This window comes from Actinacidiphila sp. bgisy160 (assembly GCF_057707815.1).
This window is the reverse complement of sequence record NZ_JBYIQW010000022.1, coordinates 42,626-61,835: the sequence shown is the minus strand read 5'-3', so window position 1 is coordinate 61,835 and position 19,210 is coordinate 42,626. Positions and strand designations below refer to the sequence as shown.

Here is a 19,210-nt window from a genome sequence, read left to right as displayed (position 1 = left end):
CTGGCGCGCGCCGCGCCAGGGCCGTCCCCTTCCCGAGAACGGCGGAACGCACCATGGAAGACCGGATACCCGACGACATCGCGGCCCTCGCCGCGGCCGAGGGCCTGGGGCGGCACCGCCTCACGATCCTGCCGAAGCGGCACGGCTTCCTGATGACGTGCAACTTCGTGTTCATGATCCTCGTGGGGCTGGCCTGCTTCGTGCTGCCCGGCATCTGGTTCCTCCACCACGCCCTGCGGACCCCGAACTTCTCCCGCAAGGCCGCCGCCCGCCGGCTCCACTTCTTCGAGTTCGGGCTGATCGAGATCGACCACGCCGGTGTCCCCGCCGCCTTCCGCTGGGACTCGATGACGGTGCTGCAGGAGATCACCGATTCCTACGTCAACGGCGTCCACGTCGCCACCGGTTACCGCTACACGCTGCACAAGGGCGACGGCACCGTGCGGAAGATCCTCAACTTCTACGCGGAACCGGAGCGGTGGGGGCCGTTCATCCAGCAGGAGGTCGCCGGGTTCCAGCTGCCGGGGATGCTGCGGATGCTGGAGGAGGGGCGGACGCTGACCTTCGGGGACATCTCAGTCAACCGTACCGGCGTCGCCACGTCCCGGCGCGGGGCCGTCACCTGGCCGGAGATCGAGGACGTCCGGGTCGCCGACGGCGTGCTCGTGCTGAAGAAGGCCGGCAAGTCCCTGTCCTGGTCCTCCAGGAAGGTCAAGGACATCCCGAACTTTTTGCTCTTCCTCGCACTTGTGGACGAACTGCGCCGAACCGCCGTCATGCGCTGACCGTTCGGCCGTCGCAGGCCCCCTGACGGGCCGCGGCTCCCACCTCTACAGTGCCAAGGTGCGTACAACCAGGGCGGGAACGGCAGCGGTGGCCGTCGTCGTGCTGCTCGGCGCGGGTCTGGCCGGGTGCACTGGCGAGGACCTCGGAGGCGGCACGGGCAGCGGCGCCGGGAGCGACGCGGTCCCGAAGGGCAGCGCGCTCAAGGCGGTGGACGAACTGGCGGTGAAGGGCCGGGCGCCCAAGACCGGCTACGCGCGGAACGAGTTCGGCGCGGCCTGGGTGGACACCGACCACAACGGCTGCGACACCCGCGTTATCTCTATGCTTCGCGCTGTGGCATGTCCGTTCTCGCAGCGTATGCAGGATGTGGTCGGCTGTGCGTACTGAGAGGCACATGAGTCACAGGCCGCTGCGTGCGCGCGGGAAGAGGGTCGTCCTTACGGTCACCATCGCCGTCACGCTCGTCGCAGGCTGTGATGGTATGGAGCCGGGCGGAAGCTCCGCCGGATCCGGACCGGACGCCGCTGCCGGGCGGGCGGCGAGCCCGCTGACGAATCCGGACGGAACCAAGCCGGGGCTCGGCGCGCTCACGTCGGAGGCGGAAAAGGCGAAGGCGCGCAAACTCGTCGAAGAACTCAGAGTCAAGGGGCGTGGGCCGAAGACGGGCTACGAACGGGACGAGTTCGGCTATGCGTGGATGGACACGGCGGATGGGGTGCCGCTGGCGAGGAACGGTTGTGACACCCGGAACGACTTGCTGAAACTCCATGGACGGGACGTCCAGTTCCGTACGGGTTCCGACTGTGTGGTCGTGTCGATGAACCTGTACGACCCTTACACCGGCAAGGACATCGCCTGGAAGAAAGCCAAGGCCACCGAGGTGCAGATCGACCACGTGGTGCCGTTGTCGTACGCCTGGCAGATGGGTGCCTCACGTTGGAGCAAGGAGAAGAGGCAGCAGCTGGCCAACGACGCGCTGAATCTCCTGCCGGTCTCGGGCTCCACGAACTCCGCCAAACGCGATTCGGGTCCGGCGTCCTGGCTGCCGCCGAACAAGTCGATCCGGTGCTCGTACGCGGTCCGCTTCGCACAGGTTACGGAAAAGTACGAGCTCCCGGTGACGGCCCCGGACAAGAGGATGATGCTTAAGCAGTGCGAGGGCTGAGAGGGCTGTGGTGACCTGGGGAAATAATGTCGCTTCGCTGCGCGACGCATAGGCTCCATTGCCGTGGCTGACCGCATACAGAAGATCGTGACGAAGCTGCCGGGCCTGAAGAGCGTCACCGAAGTCTGGAAGACGGCTGACCGCAGTCTCGGGCGGGGAGACGCTGATTTCGTCGCGGACCTCGCTATCGCGCTCGCCGGGGCTTACGCCTCTGACGCCGGGCGGATATGGCAGTACAGGAGCGTCTTCGACTACCTGCTCCGGCTGCTGGCCACTACGCCCGACCCCGGCAACGTCGCCCAAGCACTGCGGCTGGTTTCTTCCGCGGAGGCCGCTGACAGGAAGCTGGACCGCTATACCGCCTCCCTGCTGGCCTCCAGCCAACCGACCGAGGAGCTCGCAGTGGCGTTCACTGGACACGCCACTGAGGAACTTCGGGCGTGCCTGGTCCATGAGCTGGTGCTCAGAGGCGTCGACGTCGCGGAGTCGCCGGGGATCGCCGGGTGGGCGACGTCGCCGCACTGGAGGCATCATCCTCTGGGTTGGCTGCCGTTGACCCTGTTGGAGCTGGAAGGCCGACCGGATCTGCCGAGTTACAGCGCGCGCGGTGGCAGCCACTCGATGCCGTACGGCCCGCCGGCGAACCGTGAGGTGCCGCGTGATGACCGGGCGCCCGTGCCGCCGGTCGAGGAGACGACGACCGAAGCCGTTGCCAAGACCACCGGCGTTGCTGTGACGAACTGGGCCGAGGAGTCGAATGGCCGGGTCGAAGCACGAGTCTTCGATCTGGCAGCTCCTCTGGAAGCCGAGTCGGTTCCGAGGATGCTGTTGGCACTCGGGCTGAAGTGCCTGGAAGGCGCCGGGACGAAGAAAGCCGCCCTATCGGTTGCGGCCTGCCCGCCAGAGCACCCATGGCGGGTTCTCTTCGCCGCCGCGTCCACGGGCGGTGCCTACAACTCCGGCGTCCGAGGTGCCTACGGCCGGCTGGCCGCCTGGCAGTCCGTAGCCGGCCTCTCCGGTGCGGAACAGGGCTGCCCCGCGGAAGAGGTCGAGGCGGTGGCACGGGCATGCGCTTGGTATGCATTTGGCGCCGACACCAAGTGGTTCGAGCGTGTGGCCTGGGATATCGGCCTCGTCGCGGTCTCTGCAGAACGCCGACGGCTGGCGATGCTGGCCGCGACGGACACCGACTGAGCGCGGTCCTGACCGGTGCGTGGGGTCAAGTCCTGACCACTTCGTCGGCCTTCCTCGCGGCTGTCCGGAAGACGGCATGAAAGCCGGACGGCCGCGAGTCGGCGGTATCGCGAGACTATGGGGACGGAACGGCCCGCATGGCACGGCGAAGACCGGCTCGCGCGGCGGTGAGGTCGTCCTCCGCCTCACGCAGTTGGCCCTCCAGGGCGGTGATCCGATCCCTGGCCTCCGACAGCGCTTGCTCCAGCGCGGTATTCCGCCGCTCGATCTGCTGTACCCGCTCGATCAGCTCGTGCTGGTTCACGCCCTCCAACTCGGCGCCGAGAGAGAGCCTGACCCGGTTGCGGAGCCGATCGCGCTCCTTCTTGAGGTCCTTGATCTCTTCGCGGGCCAGTGCAAGGTCCGTCCGCAACCCGGCCGGAGACACCTGGGACGCTTCTGGAGTGTGGGAGTTCTGGCGACCTCGCGTTCGCTGGGCGGTGAAGCCGTCCTGAACGGCCTGGTGCACCTGAGGCTGGTTGTAGACGAACCACGTGGACACCGAGGCCTCCCGTGCCACTTGGGCGACGGTGATCCGTTGCCCCGAGCGGAGAAGGGCATCCACGGCGTCGAGTGCACGCCTCGTCTTTTCTTCGCTGTCCTTGGCGCGGCTGACGCGCAGCCGCTCGATCCGAGCGTTCCGGTCGTTGCCGCTGGCAGCAGCAGGGATCTTCATTCCGAGCTCCGTGTCGTCAGCGACTGAAGGGGGACGAAGGCCGCTGCCGAACGTGCCTTGCGCAGCTCGCGTGAGGCGGATTCGACGGCGGCCCGCTCCTCGGCGGGCATCGCGTCCAGCTTCCGCCGCATCTCGTCGGCCGACTTCGAGTAGGCGCGGACCTGGTCGTCGAGATTGTGCACGACCCAGTCGGCGGCCTCCATGGCCAGGGCGGCCTCCTTGTCGGCCCGCAGGTCCGCGATCTGCTGTTCCAGGGCGGGGAGGTAGGAGGGATCGGGCCGGTAGAAGTCGCATCCGGCGCACTGGAAGCGGATGCGGCAGTGCCCGCCGCCGGCTTTGACGTTGCTCGGCTCGGTGCAGCCGCCATAGGGAACCCCGACGCTTTCCACCTCGTAGGCGAGGGGGTCGCTGAACCCGCGGGCGGCTCCGTGCCGGTCGACGGCGAGTGCCGCGACCGTGCGCACGGCCTCCTGCTTTCGGCTGAGGGAAACCTTGTAGTAGCCCATGGTGACGTCCAGCGAACGATGGTCCATGAGTTCCCGCAGGACGTCGGGGCGGGTGCCCGCGTCCGCATGGCGTTGGGCGTACGCGTGGCGGAAGCCGTACGGGACGATCTGGGTGCGGTCGTAGGCGAGCAGGGCGCCGTCCTCGTCGAGACGGTCGTCCACAAGGTCAGGGATCAGTTCGTCGACCCAGTTCCGGAAGATCCGGTTGCAGAAATGCGAGGTGTTCAGATGCCCGCGGCGTGGACGATTGCGCTGTCCTGGAGAGGGAAACAGCCACTGGGCGCAAGCCGGTACGGCCGGTAGCGCATAGAGCTCCTTCTGCCAGGATTCGATCAGTTGGGCGGTGCTCTCCGAGATGGGCAGACGACGGCCGTGTCGTCGCCGCTTGTGGTTGTCGTAGATCAGCGTCGGTTTGCCGTCGACCCGCTCCAGGCAGTCGCGGCGCAGGCTGGTGACTTCGCCCGGACGCCGACCGGTGTCCCGGAGGACCGCGTAGACCACCTGATACATCCGCGCGAAGTCGGCGGCCGTCCAGCCGCCGCTCGTGTACCCCGTCGAGGTGCCCAGCAGACCCAGGTGTGCGTCGAGTTGGGCGATGATGTGCTCGGGGATCGCACGGCCGAGATCGTCCTCGGTCACCTCCACGGCGGCGATGCTGTGGAAGCGGGGGTTGAGCGCGAAGCCGCCGGGCACGTGATCCATCATCTCGGCCTGACGGGCGTAATCCAGGAACGTGCGCCAGTGACGGAGCAGGGCTCTGCGGTGGCTGGTGGAGTAGTCGTGACCGTCCTCGGGCCGCTTGGTGATCCGGAACAGGTCCACTACGGCGTTCATGTCAGTCATGGCGAGGCGCTCCGGCTCATCCCCGTGGGGGCGGCCTGCCAGCGCAGAGGACGCGATGGTCGCGGCGTAGACGGTCTGCCGCAGGTTCATGACGTTGGGGCGTGCCGTGCGGCCGTACTCCTTGACCAGTTCCCGCAGCCAACGCTGCCGTACCGGACGGAAGTCGATCTTGCCGTGGACGGCGGCGTACTTGCGACCGCGTCCGGCCGTCAGCCCGATGAGAGCGCACTCCCAGATGTCGCCCGAGGTCGGATCGGTGCCCTCGAACTCGACGCGTGCGCGTCGGAGGTGCAGGAGAACACCGTTCAGGACGCCGGAGGCCGCAGCCGGAAGCCCGGAGGAGAAGGAGGCGTCCAGGTCAAGGAGCGAGCCGAGTTCGGAGGGGAGTCCGGCCACAATGCGGCGCACTCGCTGGGGGACCAGGCTGATCCCGGCGTCGTCGCGCTGCTGGAGCCCGTAGAGGAGCTCCTGGCGGACCGCTGGGCTCACATCGGCGAGCGAGAACTGGGAGACGCCGGGCATCGCCCCGTTCGCGGAGGTGTTGGGCCTACGGCGGGACGGATCCGGAATGTGCGTGGTGTCGAAGTCCGTGGGGTTCCCCAGGAGGTATCGGGCTTTCCGGCAGGCGTCGCACCGGGAACCGTTGCTCGCCACATGGGTGGTACAGGAGGCCACGGAGCAGACGAACACGCTGGTCATCGGGTTACCGGGATCGGCAGTGAACAGTGCCTGAACGGGGTCCCACTCATCTGCCCGCCAACTCGACGGAATGCGCGCCGCGAGCCATGACGGCCAATCCGGTTCAGCGGAGACGGAGGCGACGCCAGCCGAGCGGAGAGGTGCAACGGTCATCGCAGCAGCTCCGAGGCGAGACTGTCGACGGCCGCGACGGCTGCGCGGAGATCCTCGTCCTGGGCGTGCAGGTACACGGCGGTGCTAGCCGAGGAGGCGTGGCCCAGGAGCGTCTGTACGACGTCCGGAGCGACCCCTTTACGGATCCAGCGGGTGGCGGCAGTGTGCCGCATCATGTGCGGCCGGGCGGTCAGACCGCAGCGCCTCCCGATCCGTTCGACCACTTGCTTGGCGTTGGAATACGACAGGGGGCGTCCCGCGTGGACGCCGACGAGGTTGACGAAGACGTAGTCACAGTCGGCGGAGCCGACTGCCTGTTCACGCTCGGCGAGGTGATCGCGATACCGATGCACCACCTCTGGCGTCAGCGGAACCATGCGAGGGCGCCCGGCTTTGGCCCGTGCCCCGTTGACGTTGTCCTGTCGTGGCCTGACGTGCAGGTGCGCGCCACCGGTCCGGCAGCCGAGGTGGGTGGAGTCCGGGAGCAGGTGCATGTCCTCACGCCGCAGCCCGAGGGCTTCGCCGATGCGGAGGCCCGCCTCCACCAGGACGGTCAGCAGCAGCCGGTCACGCGCGGTGCGAGCGGCGTCGAGGACCTGATCCATCTGGGCGCTGGTGAGGGTCTGCGGCGTCCGCTCGATCTCCGGCGCCTTCAGGACGCGGGCTTTGATCATCAGGTGCTGGCCGCCCTCGCCGGGATCGAAGCCGGCCGGGGCGTGGGCGAGGAAGCGCGGCTCGCTGAGACGCGCGGCGACTTCGTGGGTCACGTGTCCCTGGACGGCGCAGAAGCGGAGGAACTCGCAGACCGCGGTGAGCGTGGCGTTGACCGTTTTGGCGGACGGAGGCCGCCCGTACCGGGTCGGTGTCCGCTCGACGTGGAACTTGAACAGACTCATGTCCCCGAGCCGGAGGGTCCTCCAGTCGGTACCCCGCTCTACGCACCAATTGAGGAAGCGGCCGATTCTGGGGATGTACGCGCGCTGTGTCTGCGGTGACCGCCCGGCTCCGCGCAGGTACAGGGAGAACGCACGGGCTTCGGGGTGGGGCGCGTACGTCTCCCCGTCGACCAGGAGCCAGGTGGTCTCGCCGGTGGTGGGCGAGACGGCCTTCTCCGTGCGTAACGTCATGGATCTGCTTCCTGTCTCCGTCGTCACTCATGTGCCTCACGGCATGACTGATAACGGTGAGGGACAGGAGTGGGTTACGGCTGTGCCTCATGTGCATCGCGATCGGGAGAGGGATAGAGATAACCCGCGACGACATACTCCGCCGCGACCTCACCGGCACCTCCTTCCGCGCCGACCGGGGCGGGGACTGCGTCGTCGCCTCGGGCACCCTCGACGACCCGTACACCGGCAGGCGGATCGACTTCATACGCGGCCGCAGCACGGTCGACATCGACCACGTCGTGGCGCTCAGCGACGCCTGGCAGAAGGGCGCCAAGTACTGGTCCCGCGACAAGCGCACGCAGCTCGCCAGCGACCCGCTGAACCTCCTCGCCGTCGACGGCCCGACCAACCGCGGCAAGGGCGACGGCGACGCCGCGACCTGGCTGCCGCCGGACAAGGCCTTCCGCTGCCCGTACGTGGCCCGGCAGGTGGCGGTGAAGAAGAAGTACGGGCTGTGGGTCACCGGGGCCGAGAAGGCCGCCATGGTGAACGTGCTGGACACCTGCCCCGACGAGCCCCTGCCCGACGCCGGCAGGCCGGTGACGTCCGGCGGCGGCGGCTCCGGTTCCGGCGAGGGGAAGGAGGGCACCGCCCCCTTGCCGGATGCCTCGTACGCGAACTGCGCCGCCGCCCGCGAGGCCGGCGCCGCCCCGCTGCACCGCGGCGACCCCGGCTACTCCCGGTCGCTGGACCGGGACGGCGACGGGACCGCCTGCGACACCTGAGGTGTCGCGGATCGTTTGTGCAGTGTGTTGTGCAGAGTGCTGGATATCCCGGCGCCCCGCTCAATATCCTCGATCACTGCATCACTGCCAGGTCGTGCACCGTCGCTCGATCCCTTGCCGGGAGGCAAAAATGCTCCGCCGCAGGACTGCTCTCTCCGCCACCGCCGCCGCAGCCGTGCTGCTCGCGGCACCACTGCTGACCTCCTGCGGCACACCGCACGCGGGTGCCGCGGCCGTCGTGGGCGGCGAGCAGATCACCGTGGAGGCGGTGCAGGCGAAGGTCGCCGCCGTGCGCGCCGCGCAGGAGAGGACCCCGCAGGCCGCCCAGCTCATCGAGGCCAGCAGCGATCTCCAGCGCAACGTCGTGCACCGGCTCGTGCAGAACGAGGTCATCGAGCAGGCGGCCGACGACATCGGCGTGTCCGTCACCCGGCGCGAAGTCCAGGCCGCCCGGACGGCCAGCGAGCAGCAGGCCGGCGGCAAGGCGGCCCTGGAGGCCCAGCTGCTGCAGACCTACGCGATGGTGCCCGCCGACATCGAGGAGAGCATCCGCACCGACCTGCTGATGCAGAAGGTCGCCGCCCACTACGGCGCCGACGTGCAGACCCCCGAGGGCCAGACGGCGCTGATCAAGGTGCTGCGCGACACGTCGAGGAAGCTGAGGATCGACGTCAACCCGCGCTACGGGATGTGGAACTCCGACAAGCTCGACCTGGACGCCACCAAGGACCCCTGGCTGTCCGAGGTGACCCGCCGCAGCGCCCAGGCCTGACGCACCGCGGAGGTGGGGCGGGGGCCGAACGCGGGTCCGGCCCCCGCCCCGGCGCCGTGGCGCGGCGAGGTAGTTTCGTCGGGTGGACCACTCCGATGACTCCGCCCGCCCGGGCCGCCTGGTACTGCTGACCACCACCCACCGGGTCGCCCCCGGCCTGCTCTCCTGGCCCGCCTGGGAGCTGCTGCGCGCCGCCGACCTGGTCGTCTGCCCCGACCCGGGGCACCCGCAGCTGCCGTACCTGCGCGAGGCCGGGGTCGCCGTCGAGACGTCCGCGCCGACCGGGCGGGAGCTGACCGACCTCACCGGGGGCGGCCGCACCGTGGTCTACCTGGCCGGCGGCGAGGGCGACCGCGCCGTCACCGACGAGCTCGCCCGGCTCGGGGGTTCCGGCCGGGTCCGTATGCCGGATCTGGAACTGCTGCCCGGCTCCTACGACCTGCCGGGCGCGCGGCTGCTCGACCTGGTGCAGGTGATGGACCGGATCCGCCGCGAGTGCCCCTGGAGCAGCGTCCGTACCACCGAGGAGCTGGTGAAGTACGGCATCGAGGAGATCTACGAGCTCGCCGAGGCCGCCGAGGAAGGCGACCGGGACGCCCTGCGCGAGGAGCTCGGCGACGTGCTGCTGCAGGTCGTCTTCCACGCGCGGATCGCGCAGGACGACCCGGAGGAGCCGTTCTCGATCGACGACGTCGCCGCCACGATCGTGGACAAGCTGATCCACCGGCACCCGCACGTCTTCGGCGACGAGGTCGCCGAGACGGCGGACGACGTCCGGGAGCACTGGCTGCGCACCAAGGCGGAGGAGAAGCGGCGCGGCTCGGTCACCGAGGGCATCCCGCTCGGCCAGCCCGCACTCGCCCTCGCCGCCAAGCTCGGCTCGCGGGCCCGCCAGGCGGGCCTGTCGGTGCCGGTCCCGGACCAGGACGCCGCCGAGACCGGGGACCGCCTGCTGGCGCTCGCGCTCGCCGCCCAGGCGGCCGGCATCGACCCTGAGTCCGCCCTGCGTGCCGCCGCGCGCCGCTACCGGGACGCGATTCTGGAGGCCGAGAAGACCGGCTGACCCGCCGCGGAGGATCTCCTTCCGCTGGTGTGCGTCAGCATGGGGCAAAGCGGGTAAAAGGGATATATGCGAGCACTGGAACAGATCCAGCTGGCCGTGCCGCACGACTACATCGTCGGCATCGCGCCGTTGATAGTGGGCATCTTCCTGGTCGGGATCCTGGTCGGCGCCGTGTCGATCGGGATGTGGGCCCGGAGCAAGGAACCGCCTCCCGAGCAGAAACCGCAGCCCCGTGGCGGGGCGTGGCACACCCGCGAGGAGTACGGGCGGGAGACCGCGGCCGACCACGGGCCCGGCCACCAGGACGGCGAGCGGCACACGCTCACCGAATGGCGGGAGCCGGACGAATGGCCGCAGGATGGCATCCGGCGCCTCCCGCACTCCCTGAAGGGCTTCGGCAACTGGGGCTCCCACGGTGTGAGCGGCCCCGAGGGCACCCGCAGCCCGGCGGGCACCCGCAGTGCCGAGGGCACCCCCGGCCCCGGGGGCACCCGCGGCTTCGAGGGCGGCACCCGCAGCCCCGCGGGGACCGCGGGCGGGTTCCAGGGCGGCGTCCCCAGAGGCGCGCCGACCCGCTCCGGGCCGGGACAGGAGGAGAGCGGCAAGGAAGAGCACTGAGCCGCGGCCGCCGGGCCCGGCCGCGAGCGGCCCCGGGCGCCGTGTCGTCAACCGCCCTCCCCCGGCCTTCGGCCGGGGGATCACTCACCCGGCGACGTCCGGCGCGGCACCCCCAGCCCTCGGCCGGGGGTGCCGCGCTACGTCGTCGAATCATCCGAGTAGCCCACGACGAGGCCGGCTCTCCGCCTTGCGATGCACCGCACCTGGGGGCACCTCCCAGCGGCGGCCTAGGCTGGCGGCCATGCGCATCGACGTACCGCACGCGTGGCCGCGCGGCGAGGCGGAGGCCCTGGCCCTGCAGGACCGGCTCCGCCCCCTGGCGGACCACCACGGCCCCGGCCCGCAGCGGCCGCGGTACGTGGCGGGGCTGGACGTGGCCTACGGCGGCGGTCACGGTGTCGAGGGCGACACCGTCGCCGCCGCCGTGGTCGTGCTCGACACCGCGACGCTGGCCCCGGTCGAGCAGGTCACCGCGACCGCCCGGGCGGGTTTCCCGTACGTTCCCGGGCTTTTCGCCTTCCGTGAGCTGCCCGTGCTGATCGACGCGCTGGAGAAGCTCTCCGTCACGCCCGACCTGCTGCTCTGCGACGGCCAGGGGCTGGCGCACCCGCGCCGCTTCGGGCTCGCCTGCCACCTGGGGGTCGTCACGGGCCTGCCGGCCGCCGGGGTGGCGAAGACGCCTTTCGTCGGCACCTGGGACCCGGCCTCGCTCGGCGACGCCCGGGGATCGGGTACGCCGCTGGTGGACGCGGGGGAGACGGTGGGCCGGGTGCTGCGGACGCAGACCGGGGTGAAGCCGGTCTACGTCTCCACCGGCCACGGCGTCGACCTGGACACCGCCTGCCGTCACGTGCTGGCCCTGGCCCCCTCCTACCGCCTCCCGGAGACGACCAGGCTCGCCGACCGGCTCAGCCGCGACCGGCTAACGTCATGGGATGCATGACAGCGTGACCCCCGACCCCGGTATCCCGGCCGCCCCCGAGCTGTTCACCTGGCAGTTCGCGAGCGATCCGTACCCCGCGTACGCCTGGCTGCGCGAGCACTCCCCGGTGCACCGCACGACCCTGCCCAGCGGGGTGGAGGCCTGGCTGGTCACCCGGTACGCGGACGCCAAGCGGGCGCTCGCCGACGCACGGCTGAGCAAGAACCCCGTCCACCACTCCGAACGCGCCCACGCCAAGGGCAAGGTGGGCATCCCGGGTGAGCGCAGCGCCGACCTGATGACGCACCTGCTCAACATCGACCCGCCCGACCACACCCGACTGCGGAGGCTGGTCTCCAAGGCTTTCACCCCGCGCCGGGTGGCCGCGTTCGCGCCGCGGGTACAGGAGCTCACCGAACGCCTGATCGACGGTTTCGCGGCCAAGGGCGAGGCGGATCTCATCCATGAGTTCGCCTTCCCGCTGCCGATCTACGCCATCTGCGACCTGCTGGGCGTCCCCGCCGAGGACCAGGACGACTTCCGCGACTGGGCCGGCATGATGATCCGGCACGGCGGCGGGCCGCGCGGGGGAGTGGCGCGCTCGGTGAAGAAGATGCGCGCCTACCTGCTGGAACTGATCCACCGCAAGCGCTCGGAACTCGGCGACGACCTGATATCCGGGCTGATCCGGGCCAGTGACCACGGTGAGCACCTCACCGAGAACGAGGCCGCCGCGATGGCCTTCATCCTGCTCTTCGCCGGCTTCGAGACGACCGTCAACCTCATCGGCAACGGCACCTGGACACTGCTGCGCCACCCGGAGCAGCGGCGGCTGCTCCAGGACTCCCTCGCCCGCGGCGAGCGCGGACTGCTGGCCACCGCCGTCGAGGAACTACTGCGCTACGACGGCCCGGTGGAACTGGCGACCTGGCGCTTCGCCACCGAACCGCTCACCGTGGGCGGGCAGTCCGTCGCCGCCGGAGACCCGGTGCTCGTCGTCCTGGCGGCGGCCGACCGCGATCCTGCGCGCTTCGCCGACCCGGACGCCCTGGACCTGTCGCGCCGTGACAACCAGCACCTCGGGTACGGTCACGGCATCCACTACTGCCTCGGCGCGCCGCTCGCCCGGCTCGAGGCGCAGTCCGCGCTGGCGACGCTGCTGACCCGGTTGCCGGACCTGCGACTGGCCGCCGATCCGGCCGACCTGAGGTGGCGAGGCGGCCTGATCATGCGCGGTCTGCGGACACTGCCGGTCTCCTTCACACCGGAAAGTGACTGACATGGCGTCAGAACGTGATCTTGGCGTGATCCTTGAGACATCGACTTGTGATGCATGGGCCAAGACCACTACGGTCTGGCGCCATCGCAGTATTCGAATGTGAAAGGCGATGGCGCATGCTGAAGTCCGGGAACGGCCGACACCGCAAGCCGCGTCAGGCCCCGACCGCAGTGGTCGCGGTCGCGGCGACCGGGGCGGGCCTCACGCTCCCCCTCTTCGCAGCGAGCGGCGCCAGCGCCGCCGACGCCAACAGCACCTGGAACGCGGTCGCCATGTGCGAGAGCGGCGGTCTGTGGAGCTCGAACACCGGCAACGGGTTCTTCGGCGGCCTGCAGATCACCGAGGAGACCTGGCAGCAGTACGGCGGCGGCCAGTACGCCGAGCGCCCTGACCTCGCCAGCCGCAACGAGCAGATATCCGTGGCCGAGAAGATCCTCGCGGAGCTCGGCCCGGACGCGTGGTCCGGCTGCGCCGACTCCTCCGGCCTCACCGACGCCCTCGACAGCCTGCTGCACGGCGGCCACGGCCCCGACGGGCAGGGCTCCGGCGACACCACCGGTTCCGGCGGCGACACCACCGGCACCACCTCCCCGGGCGCCGGCGACGACACCGCCGGCACGACGTCCCCGGGCACCGGTGACGACACGACCGCCACCCCGGACGCCGACGCGACCGAGAGTCCCGACGCCTCCGCGACCTCCTCCGCGGACGGCGAGGGTCAGGGCAAGCACCGCAAGCCGGACGGCGGCACCGCCACCGACGGCACGGCCACCGGGGACTCCAGGGGATCCACCGGGACCCAGGGGCACGGCCCCAGCGGCCTGCCGGCCCACTTCGTCGAGGGGGAGGCCGCCTGGGGCGTCATCCCGCTCACCCCCGACACGCGCGCCGAGACCAAGAAGGCCGACACCGGCCGGGACAGCGGCACGAGCGCCAAGAACACCACCGCCGGCCGTTACCTGGTGCAGGAGGGCGACTCGCTCTGCGAGATCGCGATGGAGCAGCACGTGCCGGGCGGCTGGCGCGGCCTGTACGACGCGAACCGCGACGTCATCGGCGAGGACCCGAACGTGATCACCGCAGGCTCGTACCTGAACCTCGGCCGCTGAGCCCCGCGCGCCGCCGGGCCGGGAGTCCACCTCCGCCCGGCGGACGCCGGCCGACATCGGGCTGAACTTTCTCCTCCGTTCCGAGCACGGGCATGTCCATCCCCTGAGCGTGCCCGGCCGGGGCTTTTCGGGTCGGTTAGGCTCATGCCGAAACGAAGAGACATCCAGAAGGAGACTCACGTGCCGTCCATCGACGTCGTCGTAGCCCGGGAAATCCTCGACTCGCGAGGCAACCCCACCGTCGAGGTCGAGGTCGGCCTCGACGACGGCAGCACGGGCCGTGCAGCCGTCCCCTCCGGTGCGTCCACCGGTGCGTTCGAGGCCCTCGAGCTCCGCGACGGCGACAAGAGCCGTTACCTGGGCAAGGGCGTGGAGAAGGCCGTCCTGGCCGTCATCGAGCAGATCGGCCCGGAGCTGGTCGGCTACGACGCGACGGAGCAGCGCCTGATCGACCAGGCGATGTTCGACCTGGACGCCACCCCGGACAAGTCCTCGCTCGGCGCCAACGCCATCCTCGGTGTCTCGCTGGCCGTGGCCCACGCCGCCTCCGAGGCCTCCGACCTGCCGCTCTTCCGCTACCTGGGCGGCCCGAACGCCCACGTGCTGCCGGTCCCGATGATGAACATCCTGAACGGCGGCTCGCACGCCGACTCCAACGTGGACATCCAGGAGTTCATGATCGCACCCGTAGGCGCGGAGTCCTTCTCCGAGGCCCTGCGCTGGGGCGCCGAGGTGTACCACACCCTCAAGGCGGTCCTGAAGGAGCGCGGCCTGTCCACGGGCCTCGGCGACGAGGGCGGCTTCGCCCCGAACCTGCCGAGCAACCGCGACGCCCTCGACCTGATCGTCGAGGCCATCAAGAAGGCCGGCTACCAGCCCGGCCAGGACATCGCGCTCGCGCTCGACGTGGCCGCCTCCGAGTTCTACAAGGACGGCGGCTACTCCTTCGAGGGCAAGTCCCTGTCGGCGGCCGAGATGACCGCGTACTACGCCGAGCTGGTCGAGGCGTACCCGCTGGTCTCCATCGAGGACCCGCTGAACGAGGAGGACTGGGACGGCTGGAAGACCATCACCGAGCAGCTCGGTGACAAGGTCCAGCTGGTCGGCGACGACCTGTTCGTCACCAACCCCGAGCGTCTGCAGCGCGGCATCGACAGCGGCACCGCCAACGCGCTCCTGGTCAAGGTCAACCAGATCGGCTCGCTGACCGAGACCCTCGACGCGGTCGAGCTCGCCCAGCGCAACGGCTACAAGTGCATGATGTCGCACCGCTCCGGCGAGACCGAGGACGTCACCATCGCCGACCTCGCCGTCGCCACCAACTGCGGCCAGATCAAGACCGGCGCCCCCGCGCGCAGCGAGCGCGTCGCCAAGTACAACCAGCTGCTGCGCATCGAGGAGATCCTCGATGACGCGGCGGTGTACGCCGGCCGCTCCGCGTTCCCCCGCTTCAAGGGCTGACGTCGTCCGGTGCCGCCCGCCGCGCCCGCGGCGGGCGGCACCGTGCGCCAGCAAGGGCCACCCGAACCCCCACCGGAGGTGCACGTGCCGGATCGCTTCTCCACCGCGACGCGCATCCGTGCCCTCGGGGCACAGGCGCAGGCCCGCGTCTACCGCGCGGCCGGCCGCCCGCGGCCCTCGCTGCCCCGCGGCCGCAACCGGCTGACCGGACGGGCCGCGCTGCTGGCGCTGGTCGTCTGCGCCCTGGTCGTGGCCCTGGCCTACCCCATGCGCCAGTACGTGGCGCAGCGCTCGCAGATCGCCGACCAGCGCAAGCAGGCCGAGCAGGCGCGCAAGCGGGTGGACGAGCTGCGCGAGGAGAAGGCCCGCTGGCAGGACCCGGAGTACGTCAAGGCGCAGGCCCGGGCCCGGCTTCACTACGTACTGCCGGGCGAGACGGCGTATACGGTGGTCAAGCCCAGTGGGGCCGCGGCCTCCGAGGACGCAGGCGCCCGCCACAGCGACAGCGCGGCCCGCCGCCCCTGGTACGCCAACCTGTGGGACGGCGTCGACCACGCGGACGCCGCCACCGCAGCACACCGTTGACGCACGCCCCGAAAGAGACACGCCCAGGCATGGAAAAGCCCCCGCCGCAGACCGAGCACGCCCCGCCCACCGAGGCGGACATCGCCGCCTTCAAGGAGCAGCTCGGCCGCCCGCCGCGCGGCCTGCGGGCCATCGCGCACCGCTGCCCCTGCGGCAACCCCGACGTGGTGGAGACGGCGCCGCGCCTGGAGGACGGGACGCCGTTCCCGACGCTGTACTACCTGACCTGTCCGCGCGCGGCCTCGGCGATCGGCACCCTGGAGGCCGAGGGCGTCATGAAGGAGATGACGGCCCGCCTCGCCGAGGACGAGGAACTGGCCGCCGCCTACCGCGCCGCGCACGAGGACTACATCGCCCGCCGGGACGCCATCGAGGTCCTGGAGGGCTTCCCCAGCGCCGGCGGCATGCCGGACCGGGTGAAGTGCCTGCACGTCCTGGTGGGCCACTCCCTCGCGGCCGGCCCCGGGGTGAACCCGCTGGGCGACGAGACGATCGCGATGCTGCCCGAGTGGTGGCGCAAGGGCCCGTGCGTGAGCCCGTGCGGCGGCGCCGGGCAGGACGAGGGGGAGAGCCGGTGACCCGGGTCGCCGCCATCGACTGCGGTACGAACTCCATCCGCCTGCTCGTCGCGGACGCGGATCCCGCGACCGGCGAGATCAAGGACCTGGACCGCCGGATGACCATCGTCCGGCTCGGGCAGGACGTGGACCGCACCGGCCGGCTCGCTCCCGAGGCGCTGGAGCGCACCTTCGCGGCCTGCCGCGAGTACGCGGGCGTGATAGCGGAACTGGGGGCCCGGACGGTCCGTTTCGTGGCCACCTCCGCCTCCCGTGACGCCTCCAACCGGGACGACTTCGTGCGCGGGGTGGTGGACATCCTCGGCGTCGAGCCGGAGGTGATCACCGGCGACCAGGAGGCGGAGTTCTCCTTCACCGGCGCCACCAAGGAGCTGGCCGGACGGGCGGACCTGGAGCGTCCCTTTCTGGTCGTGGACATCGGCGGCGGCTCCACCGAGTTCGTCGTCGGCGACCGCCATGTGACGGCCGCGCGCTCAGTCGACGTCGGCTGCGTGCGGATGACCGAGCGCCACCTGGTCCGCGACGGCGTGGTCACCGACCCGCCCACCGCCGGGCAGGTCGCCGCCATGACGCGGGACATCGACGCCGCCCTCGACCTCGCCGAGCGGACCGTCCCGCTGCGCGAGGCACGCACGCTCGTCGGGCTGGCCGGGTCCGTCACCACGGTCGCCGCGATCGCGCTGGACCTGCCCGAGTACGACTGGGCCGCCATCCACCACTCCCGCATCCCGGTCGGGACGGTGCGTGAGATCAGCGCGCGCCTGCTGGCCGCCACGCACGCCGAGCGCGCCGCGATCCCGGTGATGCACCCGGGGCGGGTCGACGTGATCGGCGCCGGGGCCCTGGTGCTGCTGCGGATCATGGAGCGCACGGGCGCCCGCGAGGTCGTGGTCTCGGAGCACGACATCCTCGACGGCATCGCGTGGAGCATCGCCTGAGCAGGGACTTTGCCATCTGAGCGGGTCTGGGGGGCGGGTGTGACACGCCCGCCGGGAAAACTTCGTGAATTTCTTCACATGAAAGTTCCCGCCGGACGGCCCAACTTTTCGAGGCCGGGGTCTCCCTTGACCCCCAAAGCCCTTGGTGCACACGTGGTTCGCCTGCCCTGCCGGAAGGTGGCGGGGTGTCCCCGGATGCCGATCACCGCTGGTCGGAGGGGGCGCTCAACGCCCGCGCGACCTTCCGGGTTCCCCCTGGGCGCTGTGGCCCTGGTCACGAAGCGGCGCAGTGTAGCAGAGGGCAGCAGAAACCTTGTGAAGGGGCTCACGAGGTACCCCCTGGGGCGTGGTGAATACTCGAAGCATGAGCACCACGGAGCGTCCCAGGATCCTCGTAGTAGGCGGAGGGTACGTCGGCCTGTACGCGGCGCGGCGCATCCTCAAGAAGATGCGTTACGCGGAAGCGACGGTCACCGTCGTAGACCCGCGCTCGTACATGACGTACCAGCCCTTCCTGCCGGAAGCCGCCGCCGGCAGCATCTCCCCCCGCCACGTCGTGGTGCCGCTGCGCCGCGTGCTCCCCAAGGCGGAGGTCCTCACCGGCCGGGTCACCACCATCGACCAGGACCGCAAGGTCGCGGTCGTCGAGCCGCTCGTGGGCGAGACCTACGAGCTGCCCTTCGACTACCTGGTGATCGCGCTCGGCGCCGTCTCCCGCACCTTCCCGATCCCCGGCCTCGCCGAGCACGGCATCGGCATGAAGGGCGTCGAGGAGGCCATCGGCCTGCGCAACCACGTGCTGGAGCAGCTCGACAAGGCCGACTCCACCACCGACGAGGACGTCCGACGCAAGGCGCTCACCTTCGTCTTCGTCGGCGGCGGCTTCGCCGGCGCCGAGACGGTCGGCGAGGTCGAGGACATGGCCCGTGACGCGGCCAAGTACTACACCAACGTCAAGCGCGAGGACATGCGCTTCATCCTCGTCGACGCCGCCGACAAGATCCTCCCCGAGGTCGGCCCGGAGCTGGGCACCTGGGGTCTTGAGCACCTGCGCGAGCGCGGCATCGAGGTCTACCTCGGCACCTCCATGACCTCCTGCGTCGACAAGCACGTGGTGCTCGCCAACGGCCTGGAGGTCGACGCCTCCACCATCGTGTGGACCGCGGGCGTCAAGCCCAACCCCACGCTGGCCAAGTACGGCCTGCCGCTCGGCCCGCGCGGCCACGTGGACACCGCCGCCACGCTCCAGGTCCAGGGCACCGACTACATCTGGTCCGCCGGCGACAACGCCCAGGTCCCCGACCTGGCTTCCGGTCCCGGTGCCTGGTGCCCGCCGAACGCCCAGCACGCGCTGCGCCAGGCCAAGGTGCTCGGCGACAACGTGGTGTCCGGCATGCGCGGCTTCCCGCAGAAGGAGTACAAGCACGCCAACCTGGGTGCTGTGGCCGGCCTCGGCCTGCACAAGGGTGTGGCCCTGATCCGCTTCGGCAAGCTCAAGCTGAAGTTCAAGGGCCGCCTGGCCTGGTACTTCCACCGCGGTTACCACGGCATGGCGGTGCCGACCTTCAACCGCAAGATCCGGGTCATCGCCGACTGGACGCTGGCGATGTTCCTCAAGCGCGAGGTCGTCTCGCTCGGTGCCATCGAGAACCCGCGCGAGGAGTTCTACGAGGCCGCCAAGCCGGTCCCGGCCGCGGCGGTCACCGCCGAGGCCGCCAAGGTCAAGGCCTGAGCAGGCACCTGCGCAGGTAACAGTCCGGCCGAAGGGCGTCCGCCATCCGTGGGGCGGGCGCCCTTCGTCGTGCCCGTGTCCCTGGCCCCGCGGCACAGGACATGAGATGGGTAGAGGTAAAGAAGCGGTAGTGCGGGAATGTCGGTGTATCCCGCATCCGTTTCTCAGCCCAGTGGACCCGTCTTCATGGAGGCACGG

18 protein-coding genes and 1 pseudogene are annotated in these 19,210 nt (G+C 70.5%); 16 read left to right on the top strand and 3 right to left on the bottom strand.

The features are described from left to right. The first annotated feature begins 53 nt into the window (after window positions 1-53). The 4 genes from AC3EUJ_RS19060 to AC3EUJ_RS19045 all read left to right on the top strand — a co-directional run bounded on the left by AC3EUJ_RS19060 (window position 54) and on the right by AC3EUJ_RS19045 (window position 3,145). Window positions 54-785 (top strand): DUF6585 family protein, encoded by a 732-nt coding sequence (locus AC3EUJ_RS19060; RefSeq protein ID WP_431962830.1) that lies wholly within the window; start codon window positions 54-56, stop codon window positions 783-785. Window positions 786-843: 58 nt separating this feature from the next. After that, window positions 844-1,173, top strand: coding sequence for a hypothetical protein (locus AC3EUJ_RS19055; protein WP_431962828.1), 330 nt, complete (start codon window positions 844-846; stop codon window positions 1,171-1,173). A 7-nt stretch (window positions 1,174-1,180) separates the two neighbouring features. Next, a complete protein-coding gene (locus tag AC3EUJ_RS19050; RefSeq protein WP_431962826.1) occupies window positions 1,181-1,951 on the top strand; it encodes an HNH endonuclease family protein in 771 nt (256 codons plus the stop codon). A 63-nt stretch (window positions 1,952-2,014) separates the two neighbouring features. After that, entirely contained in the window at window positions 2,015-3,145 is a 1,131-nt protein-coding gene (locus AC3EUJ_RS19045) for a DUF6183 family protein (protein WP_431962824.1), read from the top strand. A 115-nt stretch (window positions 3,146-3,260) separates the two neighbouring features. On the opposite strand, the gene AC3EUJ_RS19040 is transcribed toward AC3EUJ_RS19045, so the two are convergent. The 3 genes from AC3EUJ_RS19040 to AC3EUJ_RS19030 form a co-directional block, all read right to left on the bottom strand. After that, window positions 3,261-3,860 carry a DUF6262 family protein gene (locus AC3EUJ_RS19040; protein WP_431962822.1) on the bottom strand — a complete coding sequence of 200 codons (600 nt, stop codon included), beginning with the start codon at window positions 3,858-3,860 and terminating at the stop codon, window positions 3,261-3,263. Continuing rightward, on the bottom strand, window positions 3,857-5,908 hold the full coding sequence (locus AC3EUJ_RS19035; RefSeq protein WP_431962820.1) for a tyrosine-type recombinase/integrase: 2,052 nt from the start codon (window positions 5,906-5,908) through the stop codon (window positions 3,857-3,859). Before AC3EUJ_RS19035 ends, AC3EUJ_RS19040 begins: the two co-directional genes overlap by 4 nt. A 149-nt stretch (window positions 5,909-6,057) precedes the next feature. Then, the gene (locus AC3EUJ_RS19030; protein WP_431962818.1) at window positions 6,058-7,188 is read right to left on the bottom strand and encodes a tyrosine-type recombinase/integrase; all 1,131 of its coding nucleotides are present in this window, start codon (window positions 7,186-7,188) and stop codon (window positions 6,058-6,060) included. A 122-nt stretch (window positions 7,189-7,310) separates the two neighbouring features. Between AC3EUJ_RS19030 and AC3EUJ_RS19025 the strand changes: the two are divergent. The 12 genes and pseudogenes from AC3EUJ_RS19025 to AC3EUJ_RS18970 form a co-directional block, all read left to right on the top strand. After that, a pseudogene (locus AC3EUJ_RS19025) lies at window positions 7,311-7,955 on the top strand (GmrSD restriction endonuclease domain-containing protein); the annotation flags it as partial. A 130-nt stretch (window positions 7,956-8,085) separates the two neighbouring features. Beyond that, window positions 8,086-8,727 (top strand): SurA N-terminal domain-containing protein, encoded by a 642-nt coding sequence (locus AC3EUJ_RS19020; RefSeq protein ID WP_431962816.1) that lies wholly within the window; start codon window positions 8,086-8,088, stop codon window positions 8,725-8,727. 82 nt (window positions 8,728-8,809) lie between these two features. Continuing rightward, entirely contained in the window at window positions 8,810-9,790 is a 981-nt protein-coding gene (locus AC3EUJ_RS19015) for a nucleoside triphosphate pyrophosphohydrolase (protein WP_431962814.1), read from the top strand. Between the two features lie 66 nt (window positions 9,791-9,856). Then, a complete protein-coding gene (locus tag AC3EUJ_RS19010; protein ID WP_431962812.1) occupies window positions 9,857-10,408 on the top strand; it encodes a DUF6479 family protein in 552 nt (183 codons plus the stop codon). Window positions 10,409-10,649: 241 nt separating this feature from the next. Next, complete coding sequence (locus AC3EUJ_RS19005) at window positions 10,650-11,351, top strand: endonuclease V (RefSeq protein ID WP_431962810.1); 702 nt, start codon at window positions 10,650-10,652, stop codon at window positions 11,349-11,351. After that, complete coding sequence (locus AC3EUJ_RS19000; RefSeq protein WP_431962808.1) at window positions 11,344-12,609, top strand: cytochrome P450 family protein; 1,266 nt, start codon at window positions 11,344-11,346, stop codon at window positions 12,607-12,609. Before AC3EUJ_RS19005 ends, AC3EUJ_RS19000 begins: the two co-directional genes overlap by 8 nt. A 116-nt stretch (window positions 12,610-12,725) precedes the next feature. After that, window positions 12,726-13,718, top strand: a complete 993-nt coding sequence (locus tag AC3EUJ_RS18995; protein ID WP_431962806.1) for a transglycosylase family protein — start codon at window positions 12,726-12,728, stop codon at window positions 13,716-13,718. 180 nt (window positions 13,719-13,898) lie between these two features. Next, a complete protein-coding gene (eno, locus tag AC3EUJ_RS18990; RefSeq protein ID WP_326581391.1) occupies window positions 13,899-15,179 on the top strand; it encodes a phosphopyruvate hydratase in 1,281 nt (426 codons plus the stop codon). 84 nt (window positions 15,180-15,263) lie between these two features. Beyond that, on the top strand, window positions 15,264-15,764 hold the full coding sequence (locus tag AC3EUJ_RS18985; protein WP_431962803.1) for an FtsB family cell division protein: 501 nt from the start codon (window positions 15,264-15,266) through the stop codon (window positions 15,762-15,764). 29 nt (window positions 15,765-15,793) lie between these two features. Next, entirely contained in the window at window positions 15,794-16,342 is a 549-nt protein-coding gene (locus AC3EUJ_RS18980; protein ID WP_431962801.1) for a DUF501 domain-containing protein, read from the top strand. Continuing rightward, window positions 16,339-17,280 carry a Ppx/GppA phosphatase family protein gene (locus tag AC3EUJ_RS18975; RefSeq protein ID WP_431962799.1) on the top strand — a complete coding sequence of 314 codons (942 nt, stop codon included), beginning with the start codon at window positions 16,339-16,341 and terminating at the stop codon, window positions 17,278-17,280. The genes AC3EUJ_RS18980 and AC3EUJ_RS18975 overlap by 4 nt, the downstream gene beginning before the upstream one ends. A gap of 364 nt (window positions 17,281-17,644) precedes the next feature. Beyond that, complete coding sequence (locus AC3EUJ_RS18970) at window positions 17,645-19,012, top strand: NAD(P)/FAD-dependent oxidoreductase (RefSeq protein WP_431962797.1); 1,368 nt, start codon at window positions 17,645-17,647, stop codon at window positions 19,010-19,012. The last annotated feature ends 198 nt before the right edge of the window (window positions 19,013-19,210 follow it).

What these genes read in the sequence shown, in the direction of transcription:
- AC3EUJ_RS19030 (WP_431962818.1), bottom strand. Translation starts at nt 7,188, where the DNA reads ATGACGTTACGCACGGAGAAGGCCGTCTCGCCCACCACCGGCGAGACC.
- AC3EUJ_RS18980 (WP_431962801.1), top strand. Translation starts at nt 15,794, where the DNA reads ATGGAAAAGCCCCCGCCGCAGACCGAGCACGCCCCGCCCACCGAGGCG.
- AC3EUJ_RS19060 (WP_431962830.1), top strand. Translation starts at nt 54, where the DNA reads ATGGAAGACCGGATACCCGACGACATCGCGGCCCTCGCCGCGGCCGAG.
- AC3EUJ_RS19020 (WP_431962816.1), top strand. Translation starts at nt 8,086, where the DNA reads ATGCTCCGCCGCAGGACTGCTCTCTCCGCCACCGCCGCCGCAGCCGTG.
- AC3EUJ_RS19005 (WP_431962810.1), top strand. Translation starts at nt 10,650, where the DNA reads ATGCGCATCGACGTACCGCACGCGTGGCCGCGCGGCGAGGCGGAGGCC.
- AC3EUJ_RS19035 (WP_431962820.1), bottom strand. Translation starts at nt 5,908, where the DNA reads ATGACCAGCGTGTTCGTCTGCTCCGTGGCCTCCTGTACCACCCATGTG.
- AC3EUJ_RS19000 (WP_431962808.1), top strand. Translation starts at nt 11,344, where the DNA reads ATGCATGACAGCGTGACCCCCGACCCCGGTATCCCGGCCGCCCCCGAG.
- AC3EUJ_RS18970 (WP_431962797.1), top strand. Translation starts at nt 17,645, where the DNA reads ATGAGCACCACGGAGCGTCCCAGGATCCTCGTAGTAGGCGGAGGGTAC.
- AC3EUJ_RS19010 (WP_431962812.1), top strand. Translation starts at nt 9,857, where the DNA reads ATGCGAGCACTGGAACAGATCCAGCTGGCCGTGCCGCACGACTACATC.
- AC3EUJ_RS18995 (WP_431962806.1), top strand. Translation starts at nt 12,726, where the DNA reads ATGCTGAAGTCCGGGAACGGCCGACACCGCAAGCCGCGTCAGGCCCCG.
- AC3EUJ_RS19050 (WP_431962826.1), top strand. Translation starts at nt 1,181, where the DNA reads ATGAGTCACAGGCCGCTGCGTGCGCGCGGGAAGAGGGTCGTCCTTACG.
- AC3EUJ_RS19040 (WP_431962822.1), bottom strand. Translation starts at nt 3,860, where the DNA reads ATGAAGATCCCTGCTGCTGCCAGCGGCAACGACCGGAACGCTCGGATC.